This is a genomic window from Xylophilus sp. Leaf220 (assembly GCF_001421705.1).
Taxonomy (GTDB): Bacteria; Pseudomonadota; Gammaproteobacteria; order Burkholderiales; family Burkholderiaceae_C; genus Xylophilus.
This window is the reverse complement of record NZ_LMKO01000001.1, coordinates 772,956-797,165: the sequence shown is the minus strand read 5'-3', so window position 1 is coordinate 797,165 and position 24,210 is coordinate 772,956. Positions and strand designations below refer to the sequence as shown.

Sequence of the window (24,210 nt, the reverse complement as noted above, 5' to 3'; positions counted from 1 at the left end):
CGCGGCTACTGCACGAACGCGCCGGGCGGCACCGGAATGTCGGGCGCCTGCCACCGGTAGGCCGCGTGCAGCACGTCGCGCTCGGGCCGGTAGCCGGCCCAGCGGATGTCGAGCAGGTGGCTGACCGTCCAGGCCGCCCAGTCGGCGCGGAACGGCCGCTGGCCCAGGTCAGTGGGCGGCAACAAGGGCGGCCGGTTCTGCCAGACGACCAGCGGGATGCGGTAGCCGGCCGCGGTGGCCGCGCTGTGGCCGGCCCAGTCGGCACCGTGCCCCACCTCCTGGCCGTGGTCCGACAGGTACATGAAGGCGCGGTGCCCGTCGTCGGTACCGATGCCGCGCGCCATCTTCAGGATCTCGGCCACGATCAGGTCCTGGTAGAGGACGGCCGCGTCGTACTCGTGGCGCCGGCGGCGCAGCCAGGCGGGCCGCCCCGAATCGCCCATCGCGGCGCTCACGGCGTCCGGCGCGTCGTCGAACGGGTTGGCGCCTTCGGGAAAGCGCAGGCTGTAGTGCGGATGGGCGCCCATCAGGTGCACGATTAGCAGCTTGCGGGCATCGGGCTCCTGCAGCGCCTCGTGCACGCAGTCGAGCACCTCCTGGTCGAGCGACACGCTGGAGCGGCCGGGGGTGCGGTTGTTCATCTCCACCTCGTCGGCCAGGCGGGCGTGGGCCTGCTCGATGCCCACGTCGTCGTGGTTGGTCATCCACCAGACCTTGTAGCCGGCGGCCCGCGCCAGGGCGATCAGGTGCAGCGGGTCCTGCGCAGCGGGGTCGCCGAAGCGGAACAGGTTGTGCAGCGCGGGCAGGGTGCTGGCATCGACCGACCAGGCATGGCGGAACACGGTGAACGCGGCGCCCAGCTGGGCCTGCTGCGCCTGCAGGAGCGGCGTGGTGGGGCGGCCGTAGCCGTAGAGCGACATGTTGTCGCGGTTGACGCTGTCGGTGATCACCAGCACCACGGTCGAGGGGCCGGCATGGCCGATGGTGGGTTGCAGCACACGTGCCTTCGCCAGCATCCGCTCGCGCGCGGCCTGCTGGTCGCCCATGGCCGACCGCACCATTTGCACCTTGGCCGACCAGTCCGACCAGTACGCCACCGGATGCAGCCGGCGCCAGGGCTTGCTGGCATAGGCCGCGGCGCTGATCGCCGCGGCCCCGGCCACGCCGGCGACCAGCATGCGCCGCCGGCCCGGTTGTGGGGGCGGCGGTACCGCGTCCCCAGCCGGTGCGCGCCGGCCGCGACGCACGCACACCGCCAGCACCGCGCCCGCCACCAGCGCCAGCGCCGCCCACGGCAGCAGTGCGCCGCCGTACATGGTGAGGTACTCCGAGGTCTCCCGCGGCGTGGTGTTGGCCGCGGCCTCCAGCACCATCGAGCTGTCGGGCGCGGCCTGGTAGGCGCGCAGCAGGTAGGCGCGGGCCGCGCCATCCAGCACGAAGCCCATCGCCCAGGCCCAGACCAGCACCGACCGCAGCCGGTGCACCCCCGCGCGCCGCACCGGCCACCACAGCCACGCCAGGGGCGGCGCCGCCAGCGCGGCCAGCTGCACCACCCGCCGGCCCTCGTGGCCCAGGGTGACCGCCACGAGCAGCACTGCGCACAGCACCAGAAAGGGCAGGGCACCGGCAGTGCGGTGCCCAGGGCGGGGCGGGAAGGTCGGCAGGGGCGGATGCATCGAGCGGGTCGCAAGGGCGGGGATGGGATTGTCCACGTCCGGGGCCGATGTCCCTACGCCGGCACGGTTGGCCGCACGCAAAGCCCCGCCCCGGCGAGCCCCGCCACCTTTTGCGCTAAGGTCCGCGGCCATGGACACATCCTTTTTCGGACTGGGCTGGCGCACCCTGCGCCGCGACCTGCGCGCAGGCGAGCTGCGCCTGCTGATCGTCGCCGTCACCCTGGCGGTGGCGGCCCTCACCTCGGTCGGCTTCTTCGCCGACCGGCTGCAGGGCGGGCTGCAGCGCGATGCGCGCCAGCTGCTGGGCGGCGATGCGGTGGTGGTCAGCGACAACCCGCCGCCGGCCGCGTTCACCGAACAGGCGCGCGCGCAGGGTCTGCAGACCAGCACCACCGTGTCGTTCCCCACCATGGGCCGCGCGTCCGATGCCGAAGGCGGCGCCAGCAAGCTGGTCGCGCTGAAGGTGGTCGATGCGGCCTACCCGCTGCGCGGCAGCCTGCGGGTGGCCGATGCGCCGGGCGGCGCCGACACCGCCACCCGCGCGGTGCCGGCCCCGGGCGAGGCCTGGGTCGACGGCTCGGTGCCCGAGGCCCTCGGCCTGCCGATGGGCGCCACCCTGCTGCTGGGCGACAAGGCCTTCCGCATCGCTCGCGTGCTGACGATCGAGCCCGACCGCGGCGCCGGCTTCCTGAGCTTCGCCCCGCGGGTCATGATCAATGCGGCCGACCTGCCCGCCACCCAGCTGGTGCAGCCCGCCAGCCGCCTCACCTACCGCCTGGCGGTGGCCGGCGCCGATCCGCAGGTCAAGGCGTTCTCGGCCTGGGCCGAGACGGCGGTGGCCCAGCCCGGCGTGCACGGCATGCGGGTGGAGTCGCTGGAAACCGGCCAGCCGCAGATGCGCCAGACGCTCGACCGGGCCCAGAAATTCCTCAGCCTCGTCTCCCTGCTGGCCGCGCTGCTGTCGGCGGTGGCGGTGGCGCTGGCCGCACGCGGCTTCGCGGCCAGCCACCTCGACGACTGCGCGATGCTGCGGGTGCTGGGCCAGAGCCAGCGCACCATCGCCCGCAGCTACAGCTTCGAGTTCGCGCTGGTGGGCCTGTTCGCCAGCGCACTGGGCGTGGCGATCGGCTTCGCGGTGCATTACGTCTTCATCGCGCTGCTGGCCGGCCTGGTCGACAGCGCCTTGCCGGCACCGGGCCTCTGGCCGGTGGCCTTCGGCGTCGGCATGGGGCTGACGCTGCTCTTCGCCTTCGGCCTGCCGCCGGTGCTGCAGCTGGCCCGGGTGCCGCCGCTGCGGGTGATCCGCCGCGACGTGGGCGGCCTGAAGCCCGCATCCCTCGGCGTGCTGGCGGTCGGCGTGGCCGGCTTCGCCGCGCTGCTGCTGGCGGCCAGCAGCGACCTGAAGCTGGGCCTGATCGCCGTAGGCGGCTTCGCCGGCGCGGTGCTGCTCTTCGCCGCCCTGGCCTGGGTGGCGGTGCAGCTGCTGCGCCGCAGCGTCAACGAGGTCACCGCGCCGCGCTGGCTGGTGCTGGCCACCCGACAGATCTCGGCCCGGCCGGTGTATGCGGTGGTGCAGGTCAGTGCGCTCTCGGTCGGCCTGCTGGCGCTGGTGCTGCTGTTGCTGCTGCGCGCCGACCTGATCGGCAGCTGGCGCCAGGCCACGCCGGCCGACGCGCCCAACCGCTTCGTCATCAACGTGCAGCCCGACCAGGGCGACGCGTTCCAGAAGACGCTGCAGGATGCCGGCGTGCAGAAGTACGACTGGTACCCGATGGTGCGCGGCCGGCTGGTCGCCATCAACGGCAAGGACACGGCGCCGGCCGACTATGCGGACGACCGCGCCAAGCGCCTGGTGGACCGCGAGTTCAACCTCTCCTACGCCGCCGAGGAGCCGCCGCACAACCAGACCGTGGCCGGCACCTGGACCGACAACGAGCCCGGCGCGATCAGCGTCGAGCAGGGCCTGGCCGAAACGCTGAAGCTGAAGCTGGGCGACACCCTGCGCTTCGACATCGGCGGCCTGCAGAACGAGGCCAGGATCACCTCGCTGCGCAAGGTGGACTGGGGCTCGATGCGGGCCAACTTCTTCGCGATGTACCCGGTGGCGCAGATGCCCGACGTGCCCACCACCTTCCTGGCCGCCTACCGCGCGCCGGCCACCGCCGGCTTCGACAACGCGCTGGTGCGCCAGTTTCCCAACATCACCAATGTCGACCTCTCCAGCACCCTGGCGCAGGTGCAGCGGGTGCTGGACCAGGTGATCCGCGCGGTCGAGTTCCTGTTCGCCTTCACCCTGGCCGCCGGCCTGGTGGTGCTGTTCGCCGCCGTCACCGCCACCCGCGAGGAGCGGGCGAAGGAGTTCGCGATCATGCGCGCCGTCGGCGCCCGCGCCAGCCTGCTGCGGCAGGTGCAGCGCGCCGAGCTGGCCGGCGTCGGCCTGCTCGCGGGCTTCCTGGCCAGCACGGTGGCGATGGCCGTCGGCTGGGCGCTGGCCCGCTACGCCTTCGACTTCGCCTGGACCGCTTCGCCCTGGGTGCCGCTGGCCGGCGCCTTGGCCGGCGCGGTGCTGGCGCTGGCCGCCGGCTGGTGGGGCCTGCGCGACGTGCTGCGCCGCCCGGTGGTCGAGACGCTGCGGCGGGCAGCCGACTGAACCGGTGCTACTAATTCGATAGCTGGTGGTCGGCGCCGTGCGCCGGCCCTGGCTACTTTCCTTCCGAAAGCCGCATGGGGCGCCGACCATGCGCTCCTATTCTTGAACCGCCTCCACCCATGCAGATCCAGGACAAGCCCGCTTTCGACACCCCCTTCGAATGGATCGGCGGAGAAGACCGGGTGCACGCCCTGGTCGAGCGCTTCTACGACCTGATGGACCTGGAGCCCGCCTACACCGACCTGCGCGCCGCCCACGGCCCCGGCCTGGCCCATGCGCGCGAGCGGCTGTTCTGGTTCCTCTGCGGCTGGCTGGGCGGCCCCCAGCACTACACCGAGCGGGTCGGCCACCCGATGCTGCGCGCCCGCCACATGCCTTTTTCCATCGGCATCAAGGAACGCGACCAGTGGTTGGCCTGCATGGACCAGGCGATGGGCGAGACCGGCGTGCCGGAGGATCTGCGCACCCGGCTGAAGGCGAGCTTTTTCCAGACGGCGGACTGGATGCGGAACAAGGGCGTGTGAGGCCGCGGGCGGCCGCTAGCTTTTCGTTGAGCCTTCGGCCGGTGTTCTGATGAATTCCACGAACGCCCGCAGCGGCGCCGGCAGCAAGCGCCGCCCGGGGTAGTAGAGAAACGGCCCCGAGAACCGCGGCCACCATGGCTCCAGCACCGGCACCAGCGCGCCGCGGTCGAAGTACGGCTGCAGCCAATCTTCGAACAGGTAGACGAGCCCGGTGCCGGCCGCTGCCGCCTCCACCGCCAGATCGGTCGCGGCGCCTATCTGCACCAGCAGGCGGCCAGCGGGCTCGATCTTGAATTGCTCGCCGTCGCGCTCGAACTCCCATGCGGGCATCGCGCCGCTGCTGAAGCGGCCGCGCAGGCAACTGTGGCCGAGCAGATCGCGCGGATGGTCGGGTCGGCCCCGGCGGGCCAGGTAGTCGGGCGCGGCGCCTACGGCGAAGCGTTGTGTGCGGGGGCCGATGGGCACGGCGATCATGTCCTGCTCCAGCCGCTCGTCGTAGCGGATGCCGGCGTCGCAGCCGGCGGCCAGCACGTCGACGAAGCTGTCGTCGGCGTTGATCTCCAGCGCGATCTCGGGATACGCCGCCAGGAAGGCCGGCACGATCGAGGGCAGCACCAGCCGCGCGGCGCTCACCGGCACGTTGAGGCGCAGGGTGCCGGCCGGCCGGTCGCGCAGGCCGTTGACCATGTCGAGCGCGGCTTCGACCTCGTTCAGCGCGGGGCCCAGCCGGTCCAGCAGGCGCTGGCCGGCCTCGGTGGGTGCCACGCTGCGGGTGGTACGGTTCAGCAAGCGCATGCCCAGTTGCGTTTCCAGGCGGCGGACGGCTTCGCTCAAACCCGAGGCGCTGGCGCCGTGCGCCCGGGCCCCTTCGCGAAAGCCTTTGGCCTCCGCCACCGCAACGAACGCCTCCAGATCTCCCAAGTCGAATTTCATCGTTCGTGATCCTGCACAGCCTGTGCGGATTGTGCCGGCTTATCGCGCATCGCGATGCTGCCTAGACTGGCCAGAACCTCTACCATTACAGGAAACTGACCATGTCCTCCCTCTCCCGCGCAGGCACTTTTTCTCTCGGCGACCGCAGCGTGCACCGCCTTGGCTACGGCGCGATGCAACTCGCCGGCCCCGGCGTATTCGGCCCGCCGAAGGACCGCGAAAGCGCGCTGGCCGTGCTGCGCGCGGTGGTGGCGGCCGGCGTGGACCATATCGACACCAGCGACTTCTACGGCCCGCACATCACCAACCAGCTGATCCGCGAAGCGCTGTCGCCCTATGGGCAGGACCTGACGCTCGTCACCAAGATCGGCGTCCGGCGCGGGCCCGACGGCGCCTGGCTGCTGGCGTCGTCGCCGGCCGAGCTGGAGCAGGCGGTGCACGACAACCTGCGCAACCTGGGCCGCGAGTTGCTGGACGTGGTCAACCTGCGGGTCATGTTCGACACCCACGGCCCGGCCGAAGGGTCGATCGAGGAGCAGTTGACCGCGCTGGCCGCCCTGCAGCAGCAGGGATTGGTGCGGCACATCGGCCTGAGCAACGTCACCCGCACCCAGGTGGCCGAGGGCCGGCGCATCTGCCCCATCGTCTGTGTGCAGAACCAGTACAACCTGGTCCACCGGGCCGACGATGCGCTGATCGACGAACTGGCGGCCGACGGCATCGCCTACGTGCCGTTCTTCCCGCTGGGCGGGTTCACGCCGCTGCAGTCGTCGGCGCTGTCGGATGTCGCGCGGCGGTTGCAGGCGACGCCGATGCAGGTGGCGCTGGCCTGGCTGCTGCGCCGGTCGCCCAACATTCTGCTGATCCCGGGTACGTCGTCGGTCGCCCATCTGCACGAGAACCTGGCGTCGGCGGCACTCGATCTGCCAGACGAGGCGATGGACGCACTCGAGCAGGTGGCGGGCAACGCGAAGGGGTAGGGCATGGCGCAGGAGGGCACCCGCTTTCCGGGGGCCCACCGCCATCCGTTAGCCTATGCCCTCCTCAGCTTTTCACCGCGCGCCCTGCGCACCGTCCCCCATGAAGACATCCACCGCCCTCGCCCTGTTGCTCTCCACCGCCTGCGCGCTGCCCCTGGCCGCCCAGGCCGAAGTGCTGCCCTCGGGCGTCAACATCGACCACCTGAAGGTCGGCACCGGCGCCCAGCCCACGGCCGACAGCACGGTCAAGGTGCACTACCGCGGCACGCTGGCCGACGGCAAGGAGTTCGACAGCTCCTACAAGCGCGGCGAGCCGATCTCGTTTCCGCTCAAGGGCGTGATCCCGTGCTGGACCGAAGGCGTGCAGAAGATGAAGGTGGGTGGCAAGGCCAAGCTGGTCTGCCCGCCGGCCACCGCCTACGGTTCGCGCGGCGCGGGCGGCGTGATTCCGCCCGATGCCACGCTGACCTTCGAGATCGAACTGCTCGACGTCACCGCCCGCTGATTCCCGACGCGCGGGCCCGCACCCGTGTGCGGGCCGCGGCCGATCAGGGCAGCACCGGCGTGGCCTGCGCCCGCTGGATGCGCCGGTCGGCATCGCGCTGCAGCAGCAGGCGCTGCGCGACCAGCCCGTTGGCGGCGCTGGTCACCGCCGCCACGTAGCCCGCCTGGTTGCGGTAGAGCGATTCCAGCGACGGCCGGGTATCGCCCGCCGCGATGCGGGCCGCCTCGGTCCTGTGGAAGGGCAGGTAGCCGCCCGACAGGTTCACCAGGTCGACGATGCCGGGGGTGGAGACGTAGTTGAACTCCAGGCTGGTGCCGAGCGGCGCCTGCACGTCGACGTTGCGGATGCCGGCGCGCGGCAGGCCGGTGGCGGTGTCGACCTGCGGCACCAGGATCGCGTAGTCGCGGTCCAGGTTGGCCGGCGGCAATTGCGTCGCGATGCCCGACTCGTCCTGCGGCCGGTACTGCGGGCCGAAATCCAGCAGCGGGAAGTTGTTGAAGCGCGCCAGGTAGGCGAAATCGGGCACCGACACGCCGCTGCCGCCCGGGAACTGCACGCCCTTGATCGCCGGGAAGCGCAGCGCGGCGGGCCGCACCAGCGTGCCGTCGGCGATGCGCGGCACCTGGCTGGCGGGCGGCGCCACGCCCTGCACGGTCCAGTCGGCCAACGCGAGCATCAGCGCGCGGAAGGTGTCGGCGAAATCGACCATGTTGCCGACCGGATACACCGCGGCGGCGGGCCGGTAGGCGATGCCCGCCTCCAGGCCGCCGGTGCCGCCGCTGTGCTGGGTGCCGGTGTAGTAGTAGACGCGGGCGTTGTCGGGTTGCACCAGGTCGCGGGTGCCCAGCGCGTCGTGCAGCACTGGCGAGCCCTGCAGCTGCCAGAACTCGGTGCCCGACAGGCCCAGGAAGTAGCGCGGGCAGGTGTTGGTGGTGGTGCAGCGCGCCATCACGCCGCCGCTGCGGCCCGAGACCGCGTCCTGGTAGTCGGCCGCCAGGCCGCGCGGCGCCGTCTGGCCGAAGGCGCTGTGGTCGGTGCGTAGGCCGCCGCCGCCACCGGGCACCGCGAAGCGGGTGTTGATGTTGGTCTGGCGCGCGGCCACGTGGGTGAACATGCCGTCGAACACCTTGCCGCCCGCCAGCGTTTCGTTGAAGCCCAGGTGCAGGAAGGTCTTGAGCGCGTTGCCCGACTGCGAGGTGCCCTGGCCGATGGTGTTGCGGATCGCGCCGGCCACCGGGTTGGGCGTGCCGGCCGCGTCGGCCTTGGCGTTGCGGAAGAAGTCGATCGTGTCGCGCAGCGCGGCCAGGCCGACGCCCATCACCTTCGGGTCCTGCGCGACGTAGCTGATCTCGTAGAGCCGGTTGGGCTGGAAGCCGCCGCGCAGGCAGACGCTGGTGCCGCTGGGCGTGCCGGGAAAGGCGTTGGCGGCGTCGCAGGCCGCGAACTTCCAGTCGGACGCGGGGATGGTGACGCGCGGGTCGGTCTCGTTGACGCGCGAGGTGAGCCGGTAGCCGGCGCCGGTGTTGTCGAGCGAGGCGGGCGCATACGGAATCATGCTGCCGTTGAAGGTGCCGCCCGGCAGGGTGAGCGACGGGCTGGCGGTGGCGGCGATCAGCTCGGCCACGTAGGGGCCGGTGATGCTGCTGCCGTCGGCGTTGCGGGCCACCGGCACGTCGAGCGTCAGGCGCTGCGGCGAGCTCTTGGGCACGTCGCCCTGCCAGGCCGAGAAGAGCCAGACGTAGCCCTGCTCGAAGTACACCGCGTCGCTGGGCGCGGTGGCGAGATTGGGCATGGTCAGGATGTTGCCGCGGTTGGGTGCGTCGTAGCGCAGGATGCCGCCGGCCTTGCCCATGTCCTTGGGCTTGAGCATCACGAAGTCGGCCTTGTACTCGACCATGCCGCGGGCGTTGACCGGCGCCAGCGCCAGGTCCTGGATGATGGCGTTGTGCCGGTCGCGCGGATCGACTTCGCCGCTCAGGGTGCCGGTGAGCTGCTCGTAGGCGCCCACGGCGCCGAAGCTGCCGGGCATGTCGGTACGGGCGGTGATCGCGAGGCTCATGCGCGGCTGGGCGGTGGCGCCACCGCCGCCGGCGGCTCCGTCGTCGCTGCCGCCGCAGGCGGCCAGCAGCAGCGCCAGGCCCAGGCCCGCCGGGCCGGCGGCCTGCCGCAGGCGTGGCCGCAGGTGTGAAATCTTCGTCATGTCGGTCTCCTGTCGTTGTGGTGAATGCAGGGGCGTGCGGGCGCGCCGCGCGCGGAGGGGCTCCGTGCGCGTGCCGCATGCCTGCGCTGCCGCCTGCGTGATGCGGCGGCAGCCCGGGGGAAGCAGGTCTATTCGGGCTGGATGTTGGCCGCCTTCACGATGCGGCCCCACTTCTGCGATTCGGCCGACTGGAAGGTGCCCAGTTCCTCGGGCGTGGTGGTGTAGACCTCGGTGCCGGTAGGCTCGTAGAAGGCGGTGCGGGCGGCATCGCTCCGGGCGGCCTGCACCAGAAGCTCGTTCAGGCGCTTGACGACGGCGGGCGGCGTCCTGGCCGGGGCGTAGGCGGCGAACCAGTAGCCCATCTCGTAGCCGGGCACGCCGGCCTCGGCGATGGTGGGCACGTCGGGCGCCAGGGGCGAGCGTTTGGCGCTCGACATGCCCAGCGCCCGCAGCTTGCCGGCCTTGACCTGCGGCAGCCCGGTGGCGGTGTCGGTGATCATGGTGTTGATCTGGCCGCCCAGCAGGTCGGTCACGCCCAGCGTGTTGCTCTTGTAGGGCACGTGCAGCAGCTGGATGTCGGCCATCTGCTGCAGCAGCTCGCCCGCCATGCGCGACGACGAGCTGCCGCTGCCGAAGCTGTACTTGCCCGGCTCCTTCTTGGCCAGCGCGATGAACTCGCCCACCGTCTTCGCCGGGAACGCCGGGTTGACCACCATGATCTGGCCGCCCTTGCCCAGGCCAGTGATCGGCGCGAAATCCTTCACCGGGTCGTAGGGCAGCTTCTTGTAGAGGTGCTCGTTGGCGGCGTGGGTGGTGTTGGTGGTGATCAGCACGGTGTAGCCGTCCGGCGCGGCCTTGGCCACCTGCTGCGAGGCGATGAAGCCGCTGGCGCCGGCGCGGTTGTCGATCACCACCGCCTGCTTGGTCTCGGCGGTGATGCCGTTGGCCAGTGCCCGGGCGATCTGGTCGGTGGCGGTGCCGGCCGCGAAGGGCACGACGAAGGTGATCGGCTTGTCGGGGAAGGTCTGCGCGCCGGCCAGCGCGGGCAGCAGGCCGAGGGCGGCGAGGGCGGCCACGGCGGTGCGTCGGGAGGGGAAATGCATGGTGTGTCTCCTGTTATGAAATGGGTAGCCGAAGAAAGCCGCAAATCGGAAAAACGGGTTGCGAGCGCCGCCCCGCCACTCAGTCGCCGCTGGCAGGCCCCGCCAGTAGCGGCAACAGTGCCCGCGGCACCTGTACCGGCAGCTCCAGCAGCAAGAGAGAAAGCGCCTTGCCGTGGGTGTCCAGGTTGAGCGCGTCGTTCACGCCGCCGTCCAGCACCGCGTCCAGCACGAAGTTCATCGCCTGCAGGCTGTCGACCAGATGGCGCTGCACCCGCTCGGGCCGGCGGTGGGCGAACTGCGCGGCCACCGCCTCGGGCGTGACCTGGTCCACCAGCAGCGGCCACAGGTCGGGGTGCCAGGCGATCACGCTGATGTTGGAGCGGTCGCCCTTGTCGCCGGTGCGGCCGTGGGCCAGGCGGTAGAGGGGCACGGTGACGGTGTCGCCGGCAGCGGAAGCGGTCGGGTCGTTCATGTGTCCACTCCTTGGACCATCGCGAAGCCCACCGGCACCGCGTCGCGCGGCAGCAGGCACGAGACGGTGTTGAGCCGCGGGGTGAGCGCGGTGCGCACGCCGCCGCCGCCGGCCGGGCCGCAGGTGTAGAGGGCGGTCACCTCCCGCGCCAGCCGCTCGGCCTCGCCCCGGTCGGCGTGGGTGGCGGCCACCCGCAGCCGCACGTCGCGCTGCCCGGCGTCGGGGGTGGCGGCCAGCATCCGGCCGGCATCGTCGCCGAAGACGCTCAGCGCGCCGATCAGGTCCACCCGCAGCGCCAGCGCCGGCAGCCGGGCGCGCAGCACGTCGGCGGCCAGGCGGGCACGGGCCTCGGCCCGGGGGCCGGCATAGGAGATCTCGCCCTCGGCCAGCCAGCCGCCTTCGTAGCAGACGTTGACCTTGTAGTGGCCGGGCCGCGCATGGCCGCGCACGCCGCCGAGCGCCACACGGTCGGGCGCCAGCGGCCGCACCGTGGACTGCGAGATGTCGGCCGTCACGTCGGGGGTGAGGTAGGCGGCCGGGTCGTGGACCTCGTAGAGCAGTTGCTCCTTCACCGTGGCCGGGGTGACGCAGCCGCCGGTGGCGTCGGCCTTGCCGATGGTGCAGCGGCCGTCGGCGTCGATCTCGGCGATGGGGAAGCCGACCTCCGCCAGGCCCGGCACCTCCTTGTAGCCCGGGTCGGCGAAGTAGCCGCCGCAGACCTGCGCGCCGCACTCCAGCAGATGGCCGGCCATCGTGGCGCGGCCCAGCCGGTCCCAATCGTCCGCCTGCCAGCCGAAGTGGGCCAGCGCCGGGCCGACGGCCAGCGACGGATCGGCCACCCGGCCGCAGACGACGATCTGCGCGCCGGCCCGCAGCGCGGCGGCGATCGGCTCGGCGCCGATGTAGGCGTTGGCGCTGACGATGTCGCGGTCGGCGATCCGCGCGCCCAGTATCTCCTGCAGCAGCGGCATGGCCGCGGTGCCGCGCAGGTCGTCGCCCTCGACCACCGCGATGCGCGGCACCGGGCAGCCCAGTTCGGCGGCGAGGGCCGCGATGCGGCGGGCGGCGGCACGCGGGTGGGCGGCGCCGAAGTTGCTCACGATGCCGATGCCGTGCGCCAGGCACAGCGCCAGCACCGGCCGCAGCAGGTCGACCAGCAGCGGCTCGTAGCCGGCATCCGGGTCGGCACGCCGGCGCAGTTGCGCCAGGGCCAGGGTGCGCTCGGCCAGGGTCTCGAAGACCAGGAAGGCGCGCTGGCCGGGCGGGCCGGCGCGCAGCCGGGCGACCAGTGTCTCGACCACCGGCAGGGCGGCGTCGGTGCGGTCGCCGGAGAAGCCTGCGGCGCAGCCGATCAGCAGCGGTGCGGCTGCTGCATCGGCGGCGGGGGCGGCGGGCGGGGCAGGGCGTGGCATGGGGCTCGTCTCGTGTCTTGTGTCTCTGGTCGTTCTGGCGTTCGGGGTGCAGGGCCGGCCTGGGGCGCCGGCCGGGCGTACCCCTTCTTCGCAGTCACTGTAGGCGCTGGGCGGTCATCCGTAAAATAGAAAGTTCGGATCAATTCATCGGAAAGACAGATCAATGTCCACCGCCGCCCCCGACCTCTCCACCCGGCAGCTGCGTGCCTTCCTGGCGCTGGCCGACCGCAGCAACTTCACCCGCGCGGCCGAGGCCTGCCACCTGTCGCAACCGGCATTCAGCGCGCTGATCCAGGCGCTGGAGCAGGCCCTGGGCGCCCGCCTGTTCGACCGCAGCACCCGCAGCGTGCAGCTGACGCCCGAGGGCCGGCTGTTCGAGCCCTCGGCGCGGCGGCTGCTGGCCGGCGTGGCCGAGGCGCTGCAGGACCTGGGCGACCAGGTGGAGCGGCGGCGGGGCCGGGTGCACATCGCCGCGCTGCCCTCGCTGGCGGCGGGCTGGCTGCCGGCGCTGTTCGCCGAATTCCGCGCGGCCTGGCCGGGGGTGGAGCTGGCGCTGTCGGACCAGCTCTCGGACGCCTGCGTCGACCTGGTGCGCGGCGGCCAGGCCGACTTCGCGCTGGCCGCGGGCGGCACCCGGCCGGCCGACGCGGCGGGTTTGTCGATGCAGCCGCTGTGCACCGACCGCTTCCACCTGGTCTGCCGCGCCGACCATCCGCTGGCGGCGCTGGCCCGGCCGACGTTGAGGCGCATCGCCGCCTACCCGTTCGTCCACATGACCCGCAACAGCAGCGTGCGCCAGGCGCTGGAGGCGGCGCTGCACCCGGTGGCGATGAACACGGTGCTGGAGGTGGAGCAGCTGGCCACCGTGATGGGCATGGTGGAGGCGGGCGTCGGCATCAGCGTGGTGCCGACGCTGACCCTCTACCAGTTCCGGCGCGAGACGCTCGTCACCCGGCCGATTCCGCTGCCGCAGCTGACCCGGCGCATCTTCCTTGTCAGGCGGCGCGAGGGCAGCCTGTCGGTGGCGGCGCAGACGCTGCACGACCTGGTGGTGGCGCGGCTCGGCTCGATCGGCCGGGGTTGACCGTGGATGTCGATCTGCTATCGAATGTATAGCTGGATGCCGGCGTCCGGCGCCGGCCCCAGGCACTTTTCACTTAATAATGCGTCGCATGGCGCCTGGCGGGCCGCAGCAGCACCACCAGCGCGCCGCCGCCGCCTTCTGCCGGCCGGGCCTGCACGAAGGCCAGCACCTCGTTCTTCTGCACCAGCCAGCCCTGCACCCGGCCCTTGAGCACCGGTGTCTTGCCCGGCGAGCCCAGGCCCTTGCCGTGCACCACCCGCAGGCAGCGCAGGCCCTGCTTGTAGGCGCTGCGGATGAAGACGCCCAGCGCCTCGCGCGCCTCGTCGATGCGCAGGCCGTGCAGGTCCAGCTGGCGCTGGATGCTCCAGTCGCCCTTGCGCAGCCGCTGGGTCACGTCGACGTTGACGCCGGGGCGCCGGAAGCTCAGCTGGTCGTCGGTGTCGAGCAGGGTGCTGACGTCGAAATCGTCGCTGATCGACTCCATCAGCACCCGGGCCTCGTCGCGCAGGTGCTGCACCGCGACCGGCGGCGGCGGTTCGGGCACCAGCAGGGCACGGCCGCGGTCGCGCAGCGGCTGCACCGGGCCGGCGGCGATCGCGAACATGTTGCGCTCGGCCTGCCGGCGCGCCTGCGCCGCGCGGCGGGCGGCGTCCTCGGTCGCGCGGCGCTCGGCGTCTTCGGCGAGGGCACGGCGCAGCGGTGCCAGGTCCTGCAGCGAGGCGGCGGTGAAGCGGGCGGTGCGCGGCTGCGGCTGCTGCGTCACACCAGCCCTTCCTCGGCCATCGACAGCGACTTGCCGGGCGCGACGATCACATGGTCGAGCACCCGCACGTCGACCAGCGCCAGCGCGGCCTTCAGGGTCCGGGTGAGGGCCTCGTCGGCGCGCGACGGGCTCACCTGCCCGCTGGGATGGTTGTGCGAGAGCACGACCGCCTGCGCATGGTGGTGCAGCGCCCGCACCACCACCTCGCGCGGGTAGACGCTGGTCTGGCTCAGGGTGCCGCGGAACATCTCCTCCATCGCGATCAACCGGTGCTGCGCATCCAGGAACATCACCGCGAACACCTCGTACGGCCGCGAGGCCAAGTGCAGCTGCAGGTAGTCGCCCACCATCTGCGGGTTGTCGAAGATCTGGCGCTGGCGCAGCTGCTGCGCCAGCGCCCGGCGGGACAGCTCCAGCACCGCGACCACCTCGGCCCGCTTGGCGCTGCCGCCCAGGCCCTTGATGCGCTGCAGGTCGTCCGCGGTGGCGTGGAGCAGGCCCGCCACGCCGCCGAAGGTGTCGAGCAGCTCCTGCGCCAGCGCCAGCACGCCCTTGCCGGGCAGGCCGGTGCGCAGCAGCAGGGCCAGCAGCTCGGCGTCGCCCAGCGCCGCAGGGCCGCGGGCGATCAGTTTCTCGCGCGGTCGCGCATCGGCGGGCAGGTCTTTGAAGGGCATGGAGGGCGGCGGGGTCGGGTCGTTGCAGAGGCGGTGCGGGATGGCCGGGCCGGGCGGCAAACCCGCGCCGGATGGCGGGGATGCCCGGCTTTCTACAATGGAGGCCAGTTTATCGGTACCTCCATGTCCTCTGCGCCCACTTCTCCTTCCGCCGCCGTGCCCGTCGTGCAGCCCGGCTCCTTCCTGACGCTGCACTACCGGCTGGCCGGCCCGCAGGGCGACATCATCAACACCTTCGCCGACAAGCCCGCCACGCTGTCGCTCGGGGCGGGCGAGCTGTCGCCGGTGGTCGAGTCCCGGCTGATCGGCCTGGAGGAGGGCGCCCGCGCCAGCTTCGACCTGCCGGCCGGTGCCGCCTTCGGCGAGCGCAACCCGGAGATGCAGCAGTGGGTGGCCCGCACCCTGCTGGCCCAGCTGGGCGACCCGGACGAGCAGTACAGCGTCGGCGACGTGGTGCAGTTCCCCACGCCCGACGGCAGCGGCAGCTACGCCGGCGCGGTGCAGCAGGTCAAGCCCGAGGCGGTGCTGTTCGATTTCAACCATCCCCTCGCCGGCCAGCCGGTGACCTTCGAAGTCCATCTGATCGGGGTTCTATGAGCGATACGCCGTTGCCGCAGGCGAATCCGCCCGCCGCCGTCAAGGAAATCCTGCTGGCCGAACCGCGCGGCTTCTGCGCCGGGGTCGACCGGGCGATCGACATCGTCGAGCACGCGCTGACCAAGTTCGGCGCGCCGATCTACGTGCGCCACGAGATCGTGCACAACACCTACGTGGTCAACGACCTCAAGGACAAGGGCGCGATCTTCATCGAGGAGCTGTCCGACGTGCCGCCCGGCGCCACGCTGGTCTTCAGCGCCCACGGCGTCAGCAAGGCGGTGCAGCAGGAGGCCGAGGCACGGGGTTTCTCGATCTTCGACGCCACCTGCCCGCTGGTCACCAAGGTGCACGTCGAGGTGGCCAAGCTCGCCAAGGAAGGCTACGAGTTCATCATGATCGGCCACAAGGGCCATCCCGAGGTGGAGGGCACCATGGGCCAGCTCGACCGCGGCATCCACCTGGTGGAAGACGTGGCCGACGTGGCCCGGGTGCAGCCCCTGCAGACGGCGAAGCTGGCCGTTGTGACCCAGACCACCCTGAGCGTGGACGACGCGGCCGAGATCTCGGCCGCGGTGCGCGCCCGGTTCCCGACGGTGCGCGAGCCCAAGATGCAGGACATCTGCTACGCCACCCAGAACCGCCAGGACGCGGTGAAGATCATGAGCCCGCAGGTCGAGCTGCTGATCGTCGTCGGCAGCCCCACCAGCTCCAACAGCAACCGGCTGCGCGAACTGGCGGTGCGCCTGGGTGCCGAGAGTTACATGGTCGATTCGGCCGACGAGCTGCAGGAGCAGTGGTTCGACGGCAAGACCCGCGTCGGCCTCACCGCGGGCGCCTCGGCGCCCGAGCTGCTGGTGCAGCAGGTGATCGAGCGGATCCGGGCCTTCGGCGCGGTTTCGGTGCGGCGGATGGACGGCATCCAGGAAACGGTGAAGTTCCCGCTGCCGAAGGGCCTGCGGCTGGACGAGCCCGCTCCGGCGCCGATCCGCTAGCTCCAGAGGTCGAGCGGCGGATCGGTCGCCATCGCGCGCAGCAGGTCGCCCCGCGCGATGAAGCCGCAGAGGGCGCCGTCGGCCTCGACCACCGGCAGGCCGGGCAGGCCGCTGTCGATCAGCACCTGGGCCACGCGGCGCACGTCGGTGTCGGGCGCCACCGCCGGCACCGGCGAGACCATGTGGGCGCGCACCGTGGCATCGGGTGCGGCGGCACCGGCCTGCAGCAGGCCCGCGCGCGTCAGCAGGCCGACCAGCTGCCGCTGCTCGTCGCGCACCGGCGCCTGTCCGATCTGGTGGTCGGCCAGCCACTGGGCCGCATCGGCCAGCAGGGCGTCGGCCTGCACGCTCACCACGTCCTTCTGCATCAGCTCCGACACCAGCCGCACCACCCGCGGCACCGCCGTCTGCTGGGCTTGCTGGGCGTAGGCGGCCACGGCGTCCTGCGCCAGCCCGCCGCGCGGCCGCGGATCGGCGAAAGGCGTGTTCTCGTCCTGCGGCGAGGTGAAGACCCGCACCGATTCGGGCGCCTGCACCCGGCGCACCGGCTCCACCGGCGGGAGGCCCTCGGCGGGGCCGCTGTAGCTGCGGCCGTTCAGGCCGTAGATGTAGAACATGGTCGCGTCGCTCCGGTCGGGGATGCGCAGGGCTGCGCAGGCAGCCCGCATCGTAGCCCCGCCGGGCCCGCGGGCCGCAAAACTACAATCGCGCCATGCTAGACATCACCCTTCTCCGGCGCGATCTCGGCGCCGTCATCGCCCGCCTGGAAACCCGCAAGCCGGCCCAGACCTTCCTGGACGCCGCCGCCTTCACCGCGCTGGAATCCGAACGCAAGACGCTGCAGACCCGTACCGAAGAGCTGCAGGCCGAGCGCAACAGCGTCTCCAAGCAGGTCGGCCAGCGCAAGTCCAAGGGCGAGCCCGCCGACGACCTGATGGCCCGCGTGGCCGCGATCAAGACCGAGCTGGACACCTCCGCCACCCGCCTGGAGGCGCTGCAGGCCAACCTGCAGGCCCTGCTGCTGGCGGTGCCCAACCTGCCGCACGAAAGCGTGCCGGTCGGCGCGGACGAGGCGGGCAACGTCGAGGTGCGCCGCTGGTCGCCGAAGGGCACGGCCCCGCGCAGCTTCGATTTCGAGGTGCAGGACCATGTCGACCTGGGCGCCCCGCTGGGCCTCGATTTCGAAATGGGCACCAAGCTCGCGGGCTCGCGCTTCACCGTCATGCGAGGCCCGGTGGCCCGGCTGCACCGCGCGCTGGCCGCCTTCATGCTCGACCTGCAGACGCAGCAGCACGGGTACACCGAGTGCTACGTGCCCTACATCGTCAATGCCGACTCGATGCGCGGCACCGGCCAGCTGCCCAAGTTCGAGGGCGACCTGTTCGCCGCCAACAAGGGCGGCCAGGACGCCGAGCCGGTGCCGGACACCGCCGCGCTCTACCTGATCCCCACCAGCGAAGTGCCGCTGACCAACTTCGTGCGCGACGAGATCGTGGCCGAATCGGCCCTGCCGATGAAGCTCACCGCCCACACCCCGTGCTTCCGCTCGGAAGCCGGCAGCGCCGGCCGCGACACCCGCGGCCTGATCCGGCAGCACCAGTTCGACAAGGTGGAAATGGTGCAAATCGTGCACCCCGAGCAGAGCTACGCCGCGCTCGACGAAATGGTGGGCCACGCCGAGGCGGTGCTGCAGGCGCTGGGCCTGCCCTACCGGGTGGTGAGCCTCTGCACCGGCGACATGGGCTTCGGCGCCGCCAAGACCTACGACCTGGAGGTGTGGCTGCCGGCGCAGAACACCTACCGCGAGATCAGCTCGATCTCCAACTGCGAATCCTTCCAGGCCCGCCGGCTGCAGGCCCGCTTCAAGAACGCCCAGGGCAAGAACGAATACCTGCACACCTTGAACGGCTCCGGCCTGGCGGTGGGCCGGACGCTGGTGGCCGTGCTGGAAAACTACCAGAACGCCGACGGCTCGGTCACCGTGCCGGAAGCGCTGCGGCCATACCTGAACAATCTTGCGGTGCTGAAGACCTGACACCTCGAAAAAGCGGACGCGGGTCTGCTATGATCGACGCTTCGACACTGGAGAGGTGGCAGAGTGGTCGAATGTACCTGACTCGAAATCAGGCGTGTATGAAAGTGCACCGTGGGTTCGAATCCCACCCTCTCCGCCAGTTCTGACAAGGGCCTGATGCTATTCTTAACGTAGCATCAGGCCCTTTTCTTTTGCGTCGTGTGCGGGGATTTTTGACCAACGCGAAGCACAGCGGCAGTCAGCGATTCGGTGCTGAGGTGGCTATACCGCGCGGTGCTGCGCGAGTCCTTGTAACCCAGTACTGCGCCGACGCTGTAGAGGTCGGTGCACGCGTTTATCAACGCGCTGGCGGTGCTGTGACGCAGGTTGTGGAAGCGGACATCATGGCGGCGGGCCGCGTCCCGGGCGCGCTGCCAGGCGCTCTGAACATGCTCTTCTAGCAGGCCACGAAATGCCGCGCGTGCAGCGCGACGCGCGGATGAATAGGCACGATCCGCGGCTGCTCGTTCTTCGTGTCGTGCGGAAGCCGGCCTTGCCGCGTGGGCACGACCCGCAGGGCCTCCGACAGCCCATGCCCGAGTAGAAGGCGATGCGTCAAGAACGTGGGCCTTGACGACGTGCTGCCGCGCATCGCGTTCCGCCCCGACTGCTGGGCGTGATGCCGTGCAATACCAGCGGCTTCGGCACAGTACTCCCCGCCGCGCAGGCGTTCGAGCGCACCGAGATCCGGCCGCTGCAGGCTCGCTTTTGCGAGTTGAACGAATGGGCTGGGAGACTGGTGGTACGGTTCGCGCCCTACAAGGTGCTGACCGAGAAAGGCAACTCGGAGGGGGCGTGAATAAAGCTCGGCTTATTCGAGAAATTGAACCCTGGAAGCCTGACAAATCAACTACCGAACTTTCGCTTATGAGCCCAAGCGACCGCACCCACCAGCAGCATCAATAGTGCAATCATGGCCTCGCTCAAAGTGGGGATGGCAGCAGGAACGGCCACGGCGATCGAAAAAGCTCTTGTGTCGGAAAAACCCAAAGCATCCGTCACGGCGATGGTGAAATTAAAACTACCGGCGGTAGTTGGTGCACCCGTCAGCGCACCTGTGGCACTAGCCAACGACAGTCCGGGTGGCAATGTTCCTGCTGAAATTGCATAGCTGTAGGGAGCGGTGCCACCAGCAGTACTGATGGTTTGGCGGTAAGTCAAACCTACAGTCCCGGCTGACAGGGTTGAAGGCGTGATCGTCAGCACAGGTGCCGAGATCGAGAAGGTGTAGGCACGGCCTCCAGTGAAGCCATTCGCATCTGTTGCCGTAGCAGTGAAATTGAAGGTTCCCGATGCAGCCGGCGTTCCGCTGAGCACGCCTGCAGTGCTCAACGTCAACCCTGCAGGCAGCGACCCTGCAGAAATTGAGAAGCTGTAAGGCGCACTGCCGCCCGAGGCGGAGAGGTTTTGAGAGTAAGGCGTGCCACCCGTTGGACTGGGAAGCGTGAGGGGCGCAATGGTAACGGCGGGCGCGCCGACCGTCAGCGCATACGCACGCGACCCCGAAAACGGTGCGCCAGAACCCGAGGAGCCGTCGGTCGCGGATACAGTGAAATTGAATGTTCCGGCCACCGTGGCCGTTCCGGCAAGCACACCGGTAGGGGACAGGGACACGCCACTCGGGAGAGCGCCTGCCGTGATGGCAAAGGAATAAGGAGCCGTCCCGCCGTTCGCCGTGAGGGTACTGGAGTAGGCTTGGCCGGCAACAGCATTCGGCAGGCTTGTCGGGGCGACGGTGATGGTTGGCGCAGCCACAGTGACGGTGTAGGCGCGATTACCCGTGAATCCATTGCTGTCGGTGGCAGTCGCGGTGAAATTAAACGTACCCGCCGAAGTCGGTGTGCCGCTCAACACGCCGGCGACACTGAGAGTGATGCCGGCCGGCGTGACACCGGCGGTGATGGCAAATGTGTAGGGCGCTGTGCCGCCAGAGGCTGACACGTTCTGCGAGTACCCGGCGCCGACAGTAAAGTTCGGCAGCGTGGTCGGCGCGACAACCACCGTGGGCGCAGCCACGCCGAGCGTATAGGTACGTGCGCCGGTGAAAGGGGCACCGGCACCGCTAGAACTGTCCGTTGCTGTCACGGTGAAAGTAAAGTTTCCTGCCACTGTTGAAGTCCCGGAAATGACCCCCGTCGGGGTCATCGAAATACCGTTTGGCAGACTTCCCGACGTGATGGCATAGGAATAAGCCGCCGTGCCGCCACTGGCCGAGACGGTGGTCGAGTAGGCTTGGCCGGCGACGGCATTGGGTAGGCTGGTCGGGGCGATGGTGATCGTAGGCGCGGCCACCGTGATGGTGTAGCTGCGGCTGCCGGTGAAACCGCCGTTGTCGGTGGCGGTAACCGTGAAGTTGAACGTGCCCGCCGAGGTTGATGTGCCGCTCAATGTGCCGCCGACGCCGAGGTTCATGCCGGCCGGCAGGGCCCCTGCCGTGATCGCGAAGGTGTAAGGCGCAGTTCCGCCCGAAGCGCTCACGGTCTGCGAATAGGCAACCCCGACCCTGGGATTCGGCAGGGTGGCCGGCGCGACTGTGATCGTGGGTGGGCTGACTGTGACCGAATAGTTTCGCGTCGTGTTGAAAGGCGCGCCGCTGCCCGTGGAACTATCGGTGCTGCGCACGGTGAAGCTGTAGTTGCCTGGCGTCGTCGCGTTGCCGGACACATTGCCTGTGCTGGAGACGGTGATGCCGGGCGGCGGCGTGCCTCCGCTGACCAAGTAGGTATAGGGAGCAGTGCCGCCAGACGTTCCGAGCGTTTGGGTGTAGGCCACCCCTGCCACGGCGTTCGGTAGTGTGGCAGGCGAGATCGCCAGCGTTGGTGCGGAAACGTTGAGGGTCACTGTGCGCGACGCGGTGCGGTTGGCGTTGTCGGTCACCGTGAACACCGGGCTGAAAGCGCCGGCCTGGGTCGGCGTTCCGCTGACCACGCCCGCAGACGAAAGCGAGAGCCCGCTCGGCAGGCTCCCGCCGGTCCGGCTCCAGGTGTAAGGCGTCGAGCCACCCGAGGCGGCCAGCGACTGGTTGTATGCGGTGCCAATCGTTGGATCGGGCAAATTGGTTGTCGTAACGGACGGACCCGTTTGCTGTACGGTGACGCTGAAGGGAATAACAGAGTTATCGTCGGCGTCGATCACGGAAAAGCTGTCTGTAGTAGAACCGTCGCCGTTGTTGGTGTAGTACACCAAACCAGTGCCGTTGTTGTTGCGGCTGTCGTTGACACCGTGCTGAGGTGGGCTCTGGTATCCGTTGATGCCACTAACTGTGCAGTTGCTCAGGTCGGTGACGACGGTGCCTCCAGAGGCGACAGTGATCGACTGAGGCTGGCATCCCGCCGCCTCTGCCTGACTACCAAACACAAGCATGAGCAACATGATGGCCATCGATGCGATGCGCTTGCAGTTGTCCGACCTCACGGTAAATCGTTTCGAGTTGCTGAGGTGGAGATTCATTTGAGGCATCGGGTCCGGACATCAACCAAACGGTTAGCAAACGAACATAGCTACTTTCCGACGCAATTGCAACATTTCGAACTGGCTTTCAAAGAATGGGGCAGCCATTTGCCCACAGGTCTGGTTTTCATGCCCTTACTGACCTCCAAAGAACGGTCGAGACCCGCCCGCCTGCTCGCAAAAATGGGTTGCTTTCAACGACGCCGCCGGCAGGGCTTAAAGCGAGCCCCGGTGAGGGGCCGCGCGGGGTTTACGGGTAGCGGCAGTGCCGGGAAATGACGGGATTTGCAGAGCCGCGACGGTGGGTAGGCGTTGGGAGTGTCATCAGAGCGTTTCCATCAATGTCGATTTCCCGCCGGCCAGCGCGGCCGCACGCCTCTCAATCGTTGGCGTTCTTCAACGCGATCGCCACCACAGCAATGCCCGCAGCCACGATCAGCGCATCCTCGATCAGCCCGCTGCGCGTCTGGCCCATCGTCGCCATCGCCCGCTTGCGGCCGGCCAGGGTCAGGTAGGCGAGGGGCACGGCGGTCGCGACCGCGGCGGCGGCACCGGCGCGCTCCCGGTCGGGTGGGGCGAGGGCGGCGCCCGCGATGCCGGCGCTCATCACGCGGGCCAGCAGGCCCAGGAACACGGTGCGGTCGGGGGCGGTCTTCATCTTGTCGCCCAACAACTCGCCCGCACCCATGGCCAGGGCGCCGTACTTGAAGACGGGTTTGTCGAGCAGGACGAGCGTGCCGGGCGTGGGCTTGCCCAGCACCCGGGCCGCGGCCAGGGTCGCCATCGGCGTCATCGAGCGCGCACTGGCGACGGCGCCGATCAGGGCGGAGAAAAGCAGGCCGTAGTTCTTCATGGTCAGGGTCCTCAGGTCGATGGAGTTTTTTTACGGCGAGCCCGCGCTTGGTTTCGCGGGCTCGGAAGATGTTCTACGCGGCGCTGCGCGGTCAGGGGTTGACGATCTTGAACAGCGTGGTGGGCAGCGATGCGGGGCTGCCCGGCTTGTACCAGTTCATGTCCTGGATGCGAGAGGCTGTCACGTACAGGCTTCCGTCCGGTCCCTGCGACAAGGTGTCGGGCCACCGGAGCGAGGCGCTCTGCACCAGCACCCGCACGCCGGTGTTGTCGCGCACCTTCACCGAATCGTCTTCCGGCGAGGTGAGGAACAGGCGCCCGTCGCGGCCGAACAGGATGCCGTCGACCGGGCCGTTCTCGCCGACCGTCTCCACCATCGAGGCGAGCCGCGGCTGGGCCGACACGTCGGTCAGCGCCGCCGTCGGCACCCGGTAAAGCGTCTTGCCCTTGATGGCCTGCCAGTACAGCATGCCGCCATCGGGCGACAGGGCGATACCGTCCGCAGAGAACGCCACGTCCCGGCCGTCGGGGCGCCGCAGCACCTGGCCGTCGGCCTTGACCTTCACGGTCTTGTCCACCTGCGTCGCGGGATGGCCGTCCAGCACCCGGCGCGCCGTGCCCTGCACCAGGTCGACCACGACCAGCGCGCCCTTCGCGCCGGAGTCGGTGATGTAGGCGCTCCTGCCATCCAGGCTGAAGCGGACGTCGTTCAGGTAGCTGCCGTGGGGCGCGATCCTCTCGTCGAACAGGATGGTCTTGACGGCCTGGTTGGTGGCGAGATCGATCTTCACCAGCTTGGCACCCATCGGCACGACCGGGCCCTGCGCCGGCGCGGCCGCATCCAGCGCCCACAGGAATCCCTGGCGATCGACCACCACGCTCTGCACGCAGACGAAGTGGTCGTTCGCGGTCATCTCGTCCTTGCGCGCATTGCGCCAGGCATTCCATTCGGCGTTGGGGAAGGCGCGGGTGGTGCCGTCGGGCAGCACTTCCGCGACCGACACCGGCGCATCGTCGGACCAGCGGGGGAAGTTGACGAAGATGCGGCCGCCGGGCGAGACGGTCACGCCGGTCACCTGGTGGTCGAACCGCGCTACCTGTTGAAGCTTCTGTGCATCGACGCCAGCGACCGGGCGCTGGGATGTTGCGGAAGGTCCGGTCTGGGCACAGCCCGCCAGAAGTGCGAGGGCGGCCGCGCAGGCAGCCAGGGGGAGGAACCGGGCCGGCAGCCTGGCGCGCGATGATGGGGACATGGACGGTATCTTGTGG

At 70.1% G+C, this 24,210-nt stretch carries 21 protein-coding genes, 1 tRNA gene and 1 pseudogene; 10 read left to right on the top strand and 13 right to left on the bottom strand.

The window, feature by feature from the left end:
* Window positions 1-5 precede the first annotated feature (5 nt).
* Window positions 6-1,712, bottom strand: a complete 1,707-nt coding sequence (locus ASE76_RS03615; protein WP_369793357.1) for a phosphoethanolamine transferase — start codon at window positions 1,710-1,712, stop codon at window positions 6-8.
* A gap of 94 nt (window positions 1,713-1,806) precedes the next feature.
* On the opposite strand from ASE76_RS03615, the gene ASE76_RS03610 reads away from it, so the two are divergent.
* Together ASE76_RS03610 and ASE76_RS03605 are read left to right on the top strand one after the other, a co-directional pair.
* A complete protein-coding gene (locus ASE76_RS03610) occupies window positions 1,807-4,326 on the top strand; it encodes an ABC transporter permease (protein WP_055834742.1) in 2,520 nt (839 codons plus the stop codon).
* A 119-nt stretch (window positions 4,327-4,445) separates the two neighbouring features.
* Window positions 4,446-4,850, top strand: coding sequence for a group II truncated hemoglobin (locus ASE76_RS03605; RefSeq protein ID WP_055834739.1), 405 nt, complete (start codon window positions 4,446-4,448; stop codon window positions 4,848-4,850).
* A 15-nt stretch (window positions 4,851-4,865) separates the two neighbouring features.
* Here the strand turns inward: ASE76_RS03605 and ASE76_RS03600 are convergent, their stop codons facing one another.
* Window positions 4,866-5,783: a LysR family transcriptional regulator gene (locus ASE76_RS03600; RefSeq protein WP_055834736.1), complete on the bottom strand. Its 918-nt coding sequence runs from the start codon at window positions 5,781-5,783 to the stop codon at window positions 4,866-4,868.
* Window positions 5,784-5,884: 101 nt separating this feature from the next.
* Between ASE76_RS03600 and ASE76_RS03595 the strand changes: the two genes are divergently transcribed.
* A complete protein-coding gene (locus tag ASE76_RS03595) occupies window positions 5,885-6,763 on the top strand; it encodes an aldo/keto reductase family oxidoreductase (RefSeq protein WP_055834733.1) in 879 nt (292 codons plus the stop codon).
* Window positions 6,764-6,863: 100 nt separating this feature from the next.
* Window positions 6,864-7,268 (top strand): FKBP-type peptidyl-prolyl cis-trans isomerase, encoded by a 405-nt coding sequence (locus ASE76_RS03590; protein WP_055834730.1) that lies wholly within the window; start codon window positions 6,864-6,866, stop codon window positions 7,266-7,268.
* 43 nt (window positions 7,269-7,311) lie between these two features.
* On the opposite strand, the gene ASE76_RS03585 is transcribed toward ASE76_RS03590, so the two are convergent.
* The 4 genes from ASE76_RS03585 to ASE76_RS03570 form a co-directional block, all read right to left on the bottom strand.
* Window positions 7,312-9,468, bottom strand: coding sequence for an alpha/beta hydrolase domain-containing protein (locus ASE76_RS03585; RefSeq protein ID WP_236698316.1), 2,157 nt, complete (start codon window positions 9,466-9,468; stop codon window positions 7,312-7,314).
* 128 nt (window positions 9,469-9,596) lie between these two features.
* On the bottom strand, window positions 9,597-10,571 hold the full coding sequence (locus ASE76_RS03580; protein ID WP_055834727.1) for a tripartite tricarboxylate transporter substrate binding protein: 975 nt from the start codon (window positions 10,569-10,571) through the stop codon (window positions 9,597-9,599).
* Window positions 10,572-10,650: 79 nt separating this feature from the next.
* Window positions 10,651-11,043, bottom strand: a complete 393-nt coding sequence (locus ASE76_RS03575) for a hypothetical protein (protein ID WP_055834724.1) — start codon at window positions 11,041-11,043, stop codon at window positions 10,651-10,653.
* A complete protein-coding gene (locus ASE76_RS03570) occupies window positions 11,040-12,455 on the bottom strand; it encodes an acyclic terpene utilization AtuA family protein (protein WP_055834720.1) in 1,416 nt (471 codons plus the stop codon). Before ASE76_RS03570 ends, ASE76_RS03575 begins: the two co-directional genes overlap by 4 nt.
* A 163-nt stretch (window positions 12,456-12,618) precedes the next feature.
* Between ASE76_RS03570 and ASE76_RS03565 the strand changes: the two genes are divergently transcribed.
* Window positions 12,619-13,539, top strand: coding sequence for a LysR family transcriptional regulator (locus tag ASE76_RS03565; RefSeq protein ID WP_055834718.1), 921 nt, complete (start codon window positions 12,619-12,621; stop codon window positions 13,537-13,539).
* A gap of 73 nt (window positions 13,540-13,612) precedes the next feature.
* Here ASE76_RS03565 and ASE76_RS03560 read toward each other — a convergent pair whose 3' ends face one another.
* A complete protein-coding gene (locus tag ASE76_RS03560; RefSeq protein WP_055834715.1) occupies window positions 13,613-14,302 on the bottom strand; it encodes a Smr/MutS family protein in 690 nt (229 codons plus the stop codon).
* A complete protein-coding gene (gene radC / locus ASE76_RS03555) occupies window positions 14,299-14,976 on the bottom strand; it encodes a DNA repair protein RadC (RefSeq protein WP_055835615.1) in 678 nt (225 codons plus the stop codon). Before radC ends, ASE76_RS03560 begins: the two co-directional genes overlap by 4 nt.
* A 123-nt stretch (window positions 14,977-15,099) precedes the next feature.
* On the opposite strand from radC, the gene ASE76_RS03550 reads away from it, so the two are divergent.
* Both ASE76_RS03550 and ispH read left to right on the top strand, forming a co-directional pair.
* Window positions 15,100-15,573, top strand: coding sequence for a peptidylprolyl isomerase (locus tag ASE76_RS03550; RefSeq protein ID WP_055834711.1), 474 nt, complete (start codon window positions 15,100-15,102; stop codon window positions 15,571-15,573).
* Window positions 15,570-16,565: a 4-hydroxy-3-methylbut-2-enyl diphosphate reductase gene (gene ispH / locus ASE76_RS03545; RefSeq protein ID WP_055834709.1), complete on the top strand. Its 996-nt coding sequence runs from the start codon at window positions 15,570-15,572 to the stop codon at window positions 16,563-16,565. The genes ASE76_RS03550 and ispH overlap by 4 nt, the downstream gene beginning before the upstream one ends.
* Here ispH and ASE76_RS03540 read toward each other — a convergent pair.
* Window positions 16,562-17,182, bottom strand: a complete 621-nt coding sequence (locus ASE76_RS03540) for an HPP family protein (RefSeq protein ID WP_082447992.1) — start codon at window positions 17,180-17,182, stop codon at window positions 16,562-16,564. The two genes, ispH and ASE76_RS03540, sit on opposite strands and share 4 nt — an antisense overlap.
* A 95-nt stretch (window positions 17,183-17,277) precedes the next feature.
* Between ASE76_RS03540 and serS the strand changes: the two genes are divergently transcribed.
* Entirely contained in the window at window positions 17,278-18,600 is a 1,323-nt protein-coding gene (gene serS / locus ASE76_RS03535; RefSeq protein WP_055834700.1) for a serine--tRNA ligase, read from the top strand.
* A 49-nt stretch (window positions 18,601-18,649) separates the two neighbouring features.
* Window positions 18,650-18,739 (top strand) — tRNA-Ser (locus ASE76_RS03530).
* Between the two features lie 37 nt (window positions 18,740-18,776).
* On the opposite strand, the gene ASE76_RS21095 is transcribed toward ASE76_RS03530, so the two are convergent.
* Window positions 18,777-19,043 (bottom strand): tyrosine-type recombinase/integrase, encoded by a 267-nt coding sequence (locus ASE76_RS21095; protein WP_082447990.1) that lies wholly within the window; start codon window positions 19,041-19,043, stop codon window positions 18,777-18,779.
* 150 nt (window positions 19,044-19,193) lie between these two features.
* On the opposite strand from ASE76_RS21095, the pseudogene ASE76_RS21090 reads away from it, so the two are divergent.
* Window positions 19,194-19,438 (top strand): annotated as a pseudogene (locus tag ASE76_RS21090) (capsid portal protein); the annotation flags it as partial.
* 47 nt (window positions 19,439-19,485) lie between these two features.
* On the opposite strand, the gene ASE76_RS19850 reads toward ASE76_RS21090, so the two are convergent.
* The 3 genes from ASE76_RS19850 to ASE76_RS03510 form a co-directional block, all read right to left on the bottom strand.
* The gene (locus ASE76_RS19850) at window positions 19,486-22,089 is read right to left on the bottom strand and encodes an IPTL-CTERM sorting domain-containing protein (RefSeq protein WP_168389207.1); all 2,604 of its coding nucleotides are present in this window, start codon (window positions 22,087-22,089) and stop codon (window positions 19,486-19,488) included.
* 379 nt (window positions 22,090-22,468) lie between these two features.
* Complete coding sequence (locus ASE76_RS03515; RefSeq protein ID WP_055834688.1) at window positions 22,469-22,942, bottom strand: hypothetical protein; 474 nt, start codon at window positions 22,940-22,942, stop codon at window positions 22,469-22,471.
* A gap of 91 nt (window positions 22,943-23,033) precedes the next feature.
* Entirely contained in the window at window positions 23,034-24,008 is a 975-nt protein-coding gene (locus tag ASE76_RS03510; protein WP_236698315.1) for an SMP-30/gluconolactonase/LRE family protein, read from the bottom strand.
* Between the last annotated feature and the right edge of the window lie 202 nt (window positions 24,009-24,210).

Excerpts from the sequence above, each read along its gene's own strand:
- ASE76_RS03580 (WP_055834727.1), bottom strand. The coding sequence starts at position 10,571 with ATGCATTTCCCCTCCCGACGCACCGCCGTGGCCGCCCTCGCCGCCCTC.
- ASE76_RS03575 (WP_055834724.1), bottom strand. The coding sequence starts at position 11,043 with ATGAACGACCCGACCGCTTCCGCTGCCGGCGACACCGTCACCGTGCCC.
- ASE76_RS03570 (WP_055834720.1), bottom strand. The coding sequence starts at position 12,455 with ATGCCACGCCCTGCCCCGCCCGCCGCCCCCGCCGCCGATGCAGCAGCC.
- ASE76_RS03550 (WP_055834711.1), top strand. The coding sequence starts at position 15,100 with ATGTCCTCTGCGCCCACTTCTCCTTCCGCCGCCGTGCCCGTCGTGCAG.
- ASE76_RS03610 (WP_055834742.1), top strand. The coding sequence starts at position 1,807 with ATGGACACATCCTTTTTCGGACTGGGCTGGCGCACCCTGCGCCGCGAC.
- radC (WP_055835615.1), bottom strand. The coding sequence starts at position 14,976 with ATGCCCTTCAAAGACCTGCCCGCCGATGCGCGACCGCGCGAGAAACTG.
- ASE76_RS03585 (WP_236698316.1), bottom strand. The coding sequence starts at position 9,468 with ATGACGAAGATTTCACACCTGCGGCCACGCCTGCGGCAGGCCGCCGGC.
- ASE76_RS03600 (WP_055834736.1), bottom strand. The coding sequence starts at position 5,783 with ATGAAATTCGACTTGGGAGATCTGGAGGCGTTCGTTGCGGTGGCGGAG.
- serS (WP_055834700.1), top strand. The coding sequence starts at position 17,278 with ATGCTAGACATCACCCTTCTCCGGCGCGATCTCGGCGCCGTCATCGCC.
- ASE76_RS03590 (WP_055834730.1), top strand. The coding sequence starts at position 6,864 with ATGAAGACATCCACCGCCCTCGCCCTGTTGCTCTCCACCGCCTGCGCG.
- ASE76_RS03540 (WP_082447992.1), bottom strand. The coding sequence starts at position 17,182 with ATGTTCTACATCTACGGCCTGAACGGCCGCAGCTACAGCGGCCCCGCC.
- ASE76_RS03605 (WP_055834739.1), top strand. The coding sequence starts at position 4,446 with ATGCAGATCCAGGACAAGCCCGCTTTCGACACCCCCTTCGAATGGATC.
- ASE76_RS03565 (WP_055834718.1), top strand. The coding sequence starts at position 12,619 with ATGTCCACCGCCGCCCCCGACCTCTCCACCCGGCAGCTGCGTGCCTTC.
- ASE76_RS03595 (WP_055834733.1), top strand. The coding sequence starts at position 5,885 with ATGTCCTCCCTCTCCCGCGCAGGCACTTTTTCTCTCGGCGACCGCAGC.
- ispH (WP_055834709.1), top strand. The coding sequence starts at position 15,570 with ATGAGCGATACGCCGTTGCCGCAGGCGAATCCGCCCGCCGCCGTCAAG.
- ASE76_RS03515 (WP_055834688.1), bottom strand. The coding sequence starts at position 22,942 with ATGAAGAACTACGGCCTGCTTTTCTCCGCCCTGATCGGCGCCGTCGCC.
- ASE76_RS19850 (WP_168389207.1), bottom strand. The coding sequence starts at position 22,089 with ATGAATCTCCACCTCAGCAACTCGAAACGATTTACCGTGAGGTCGGAC.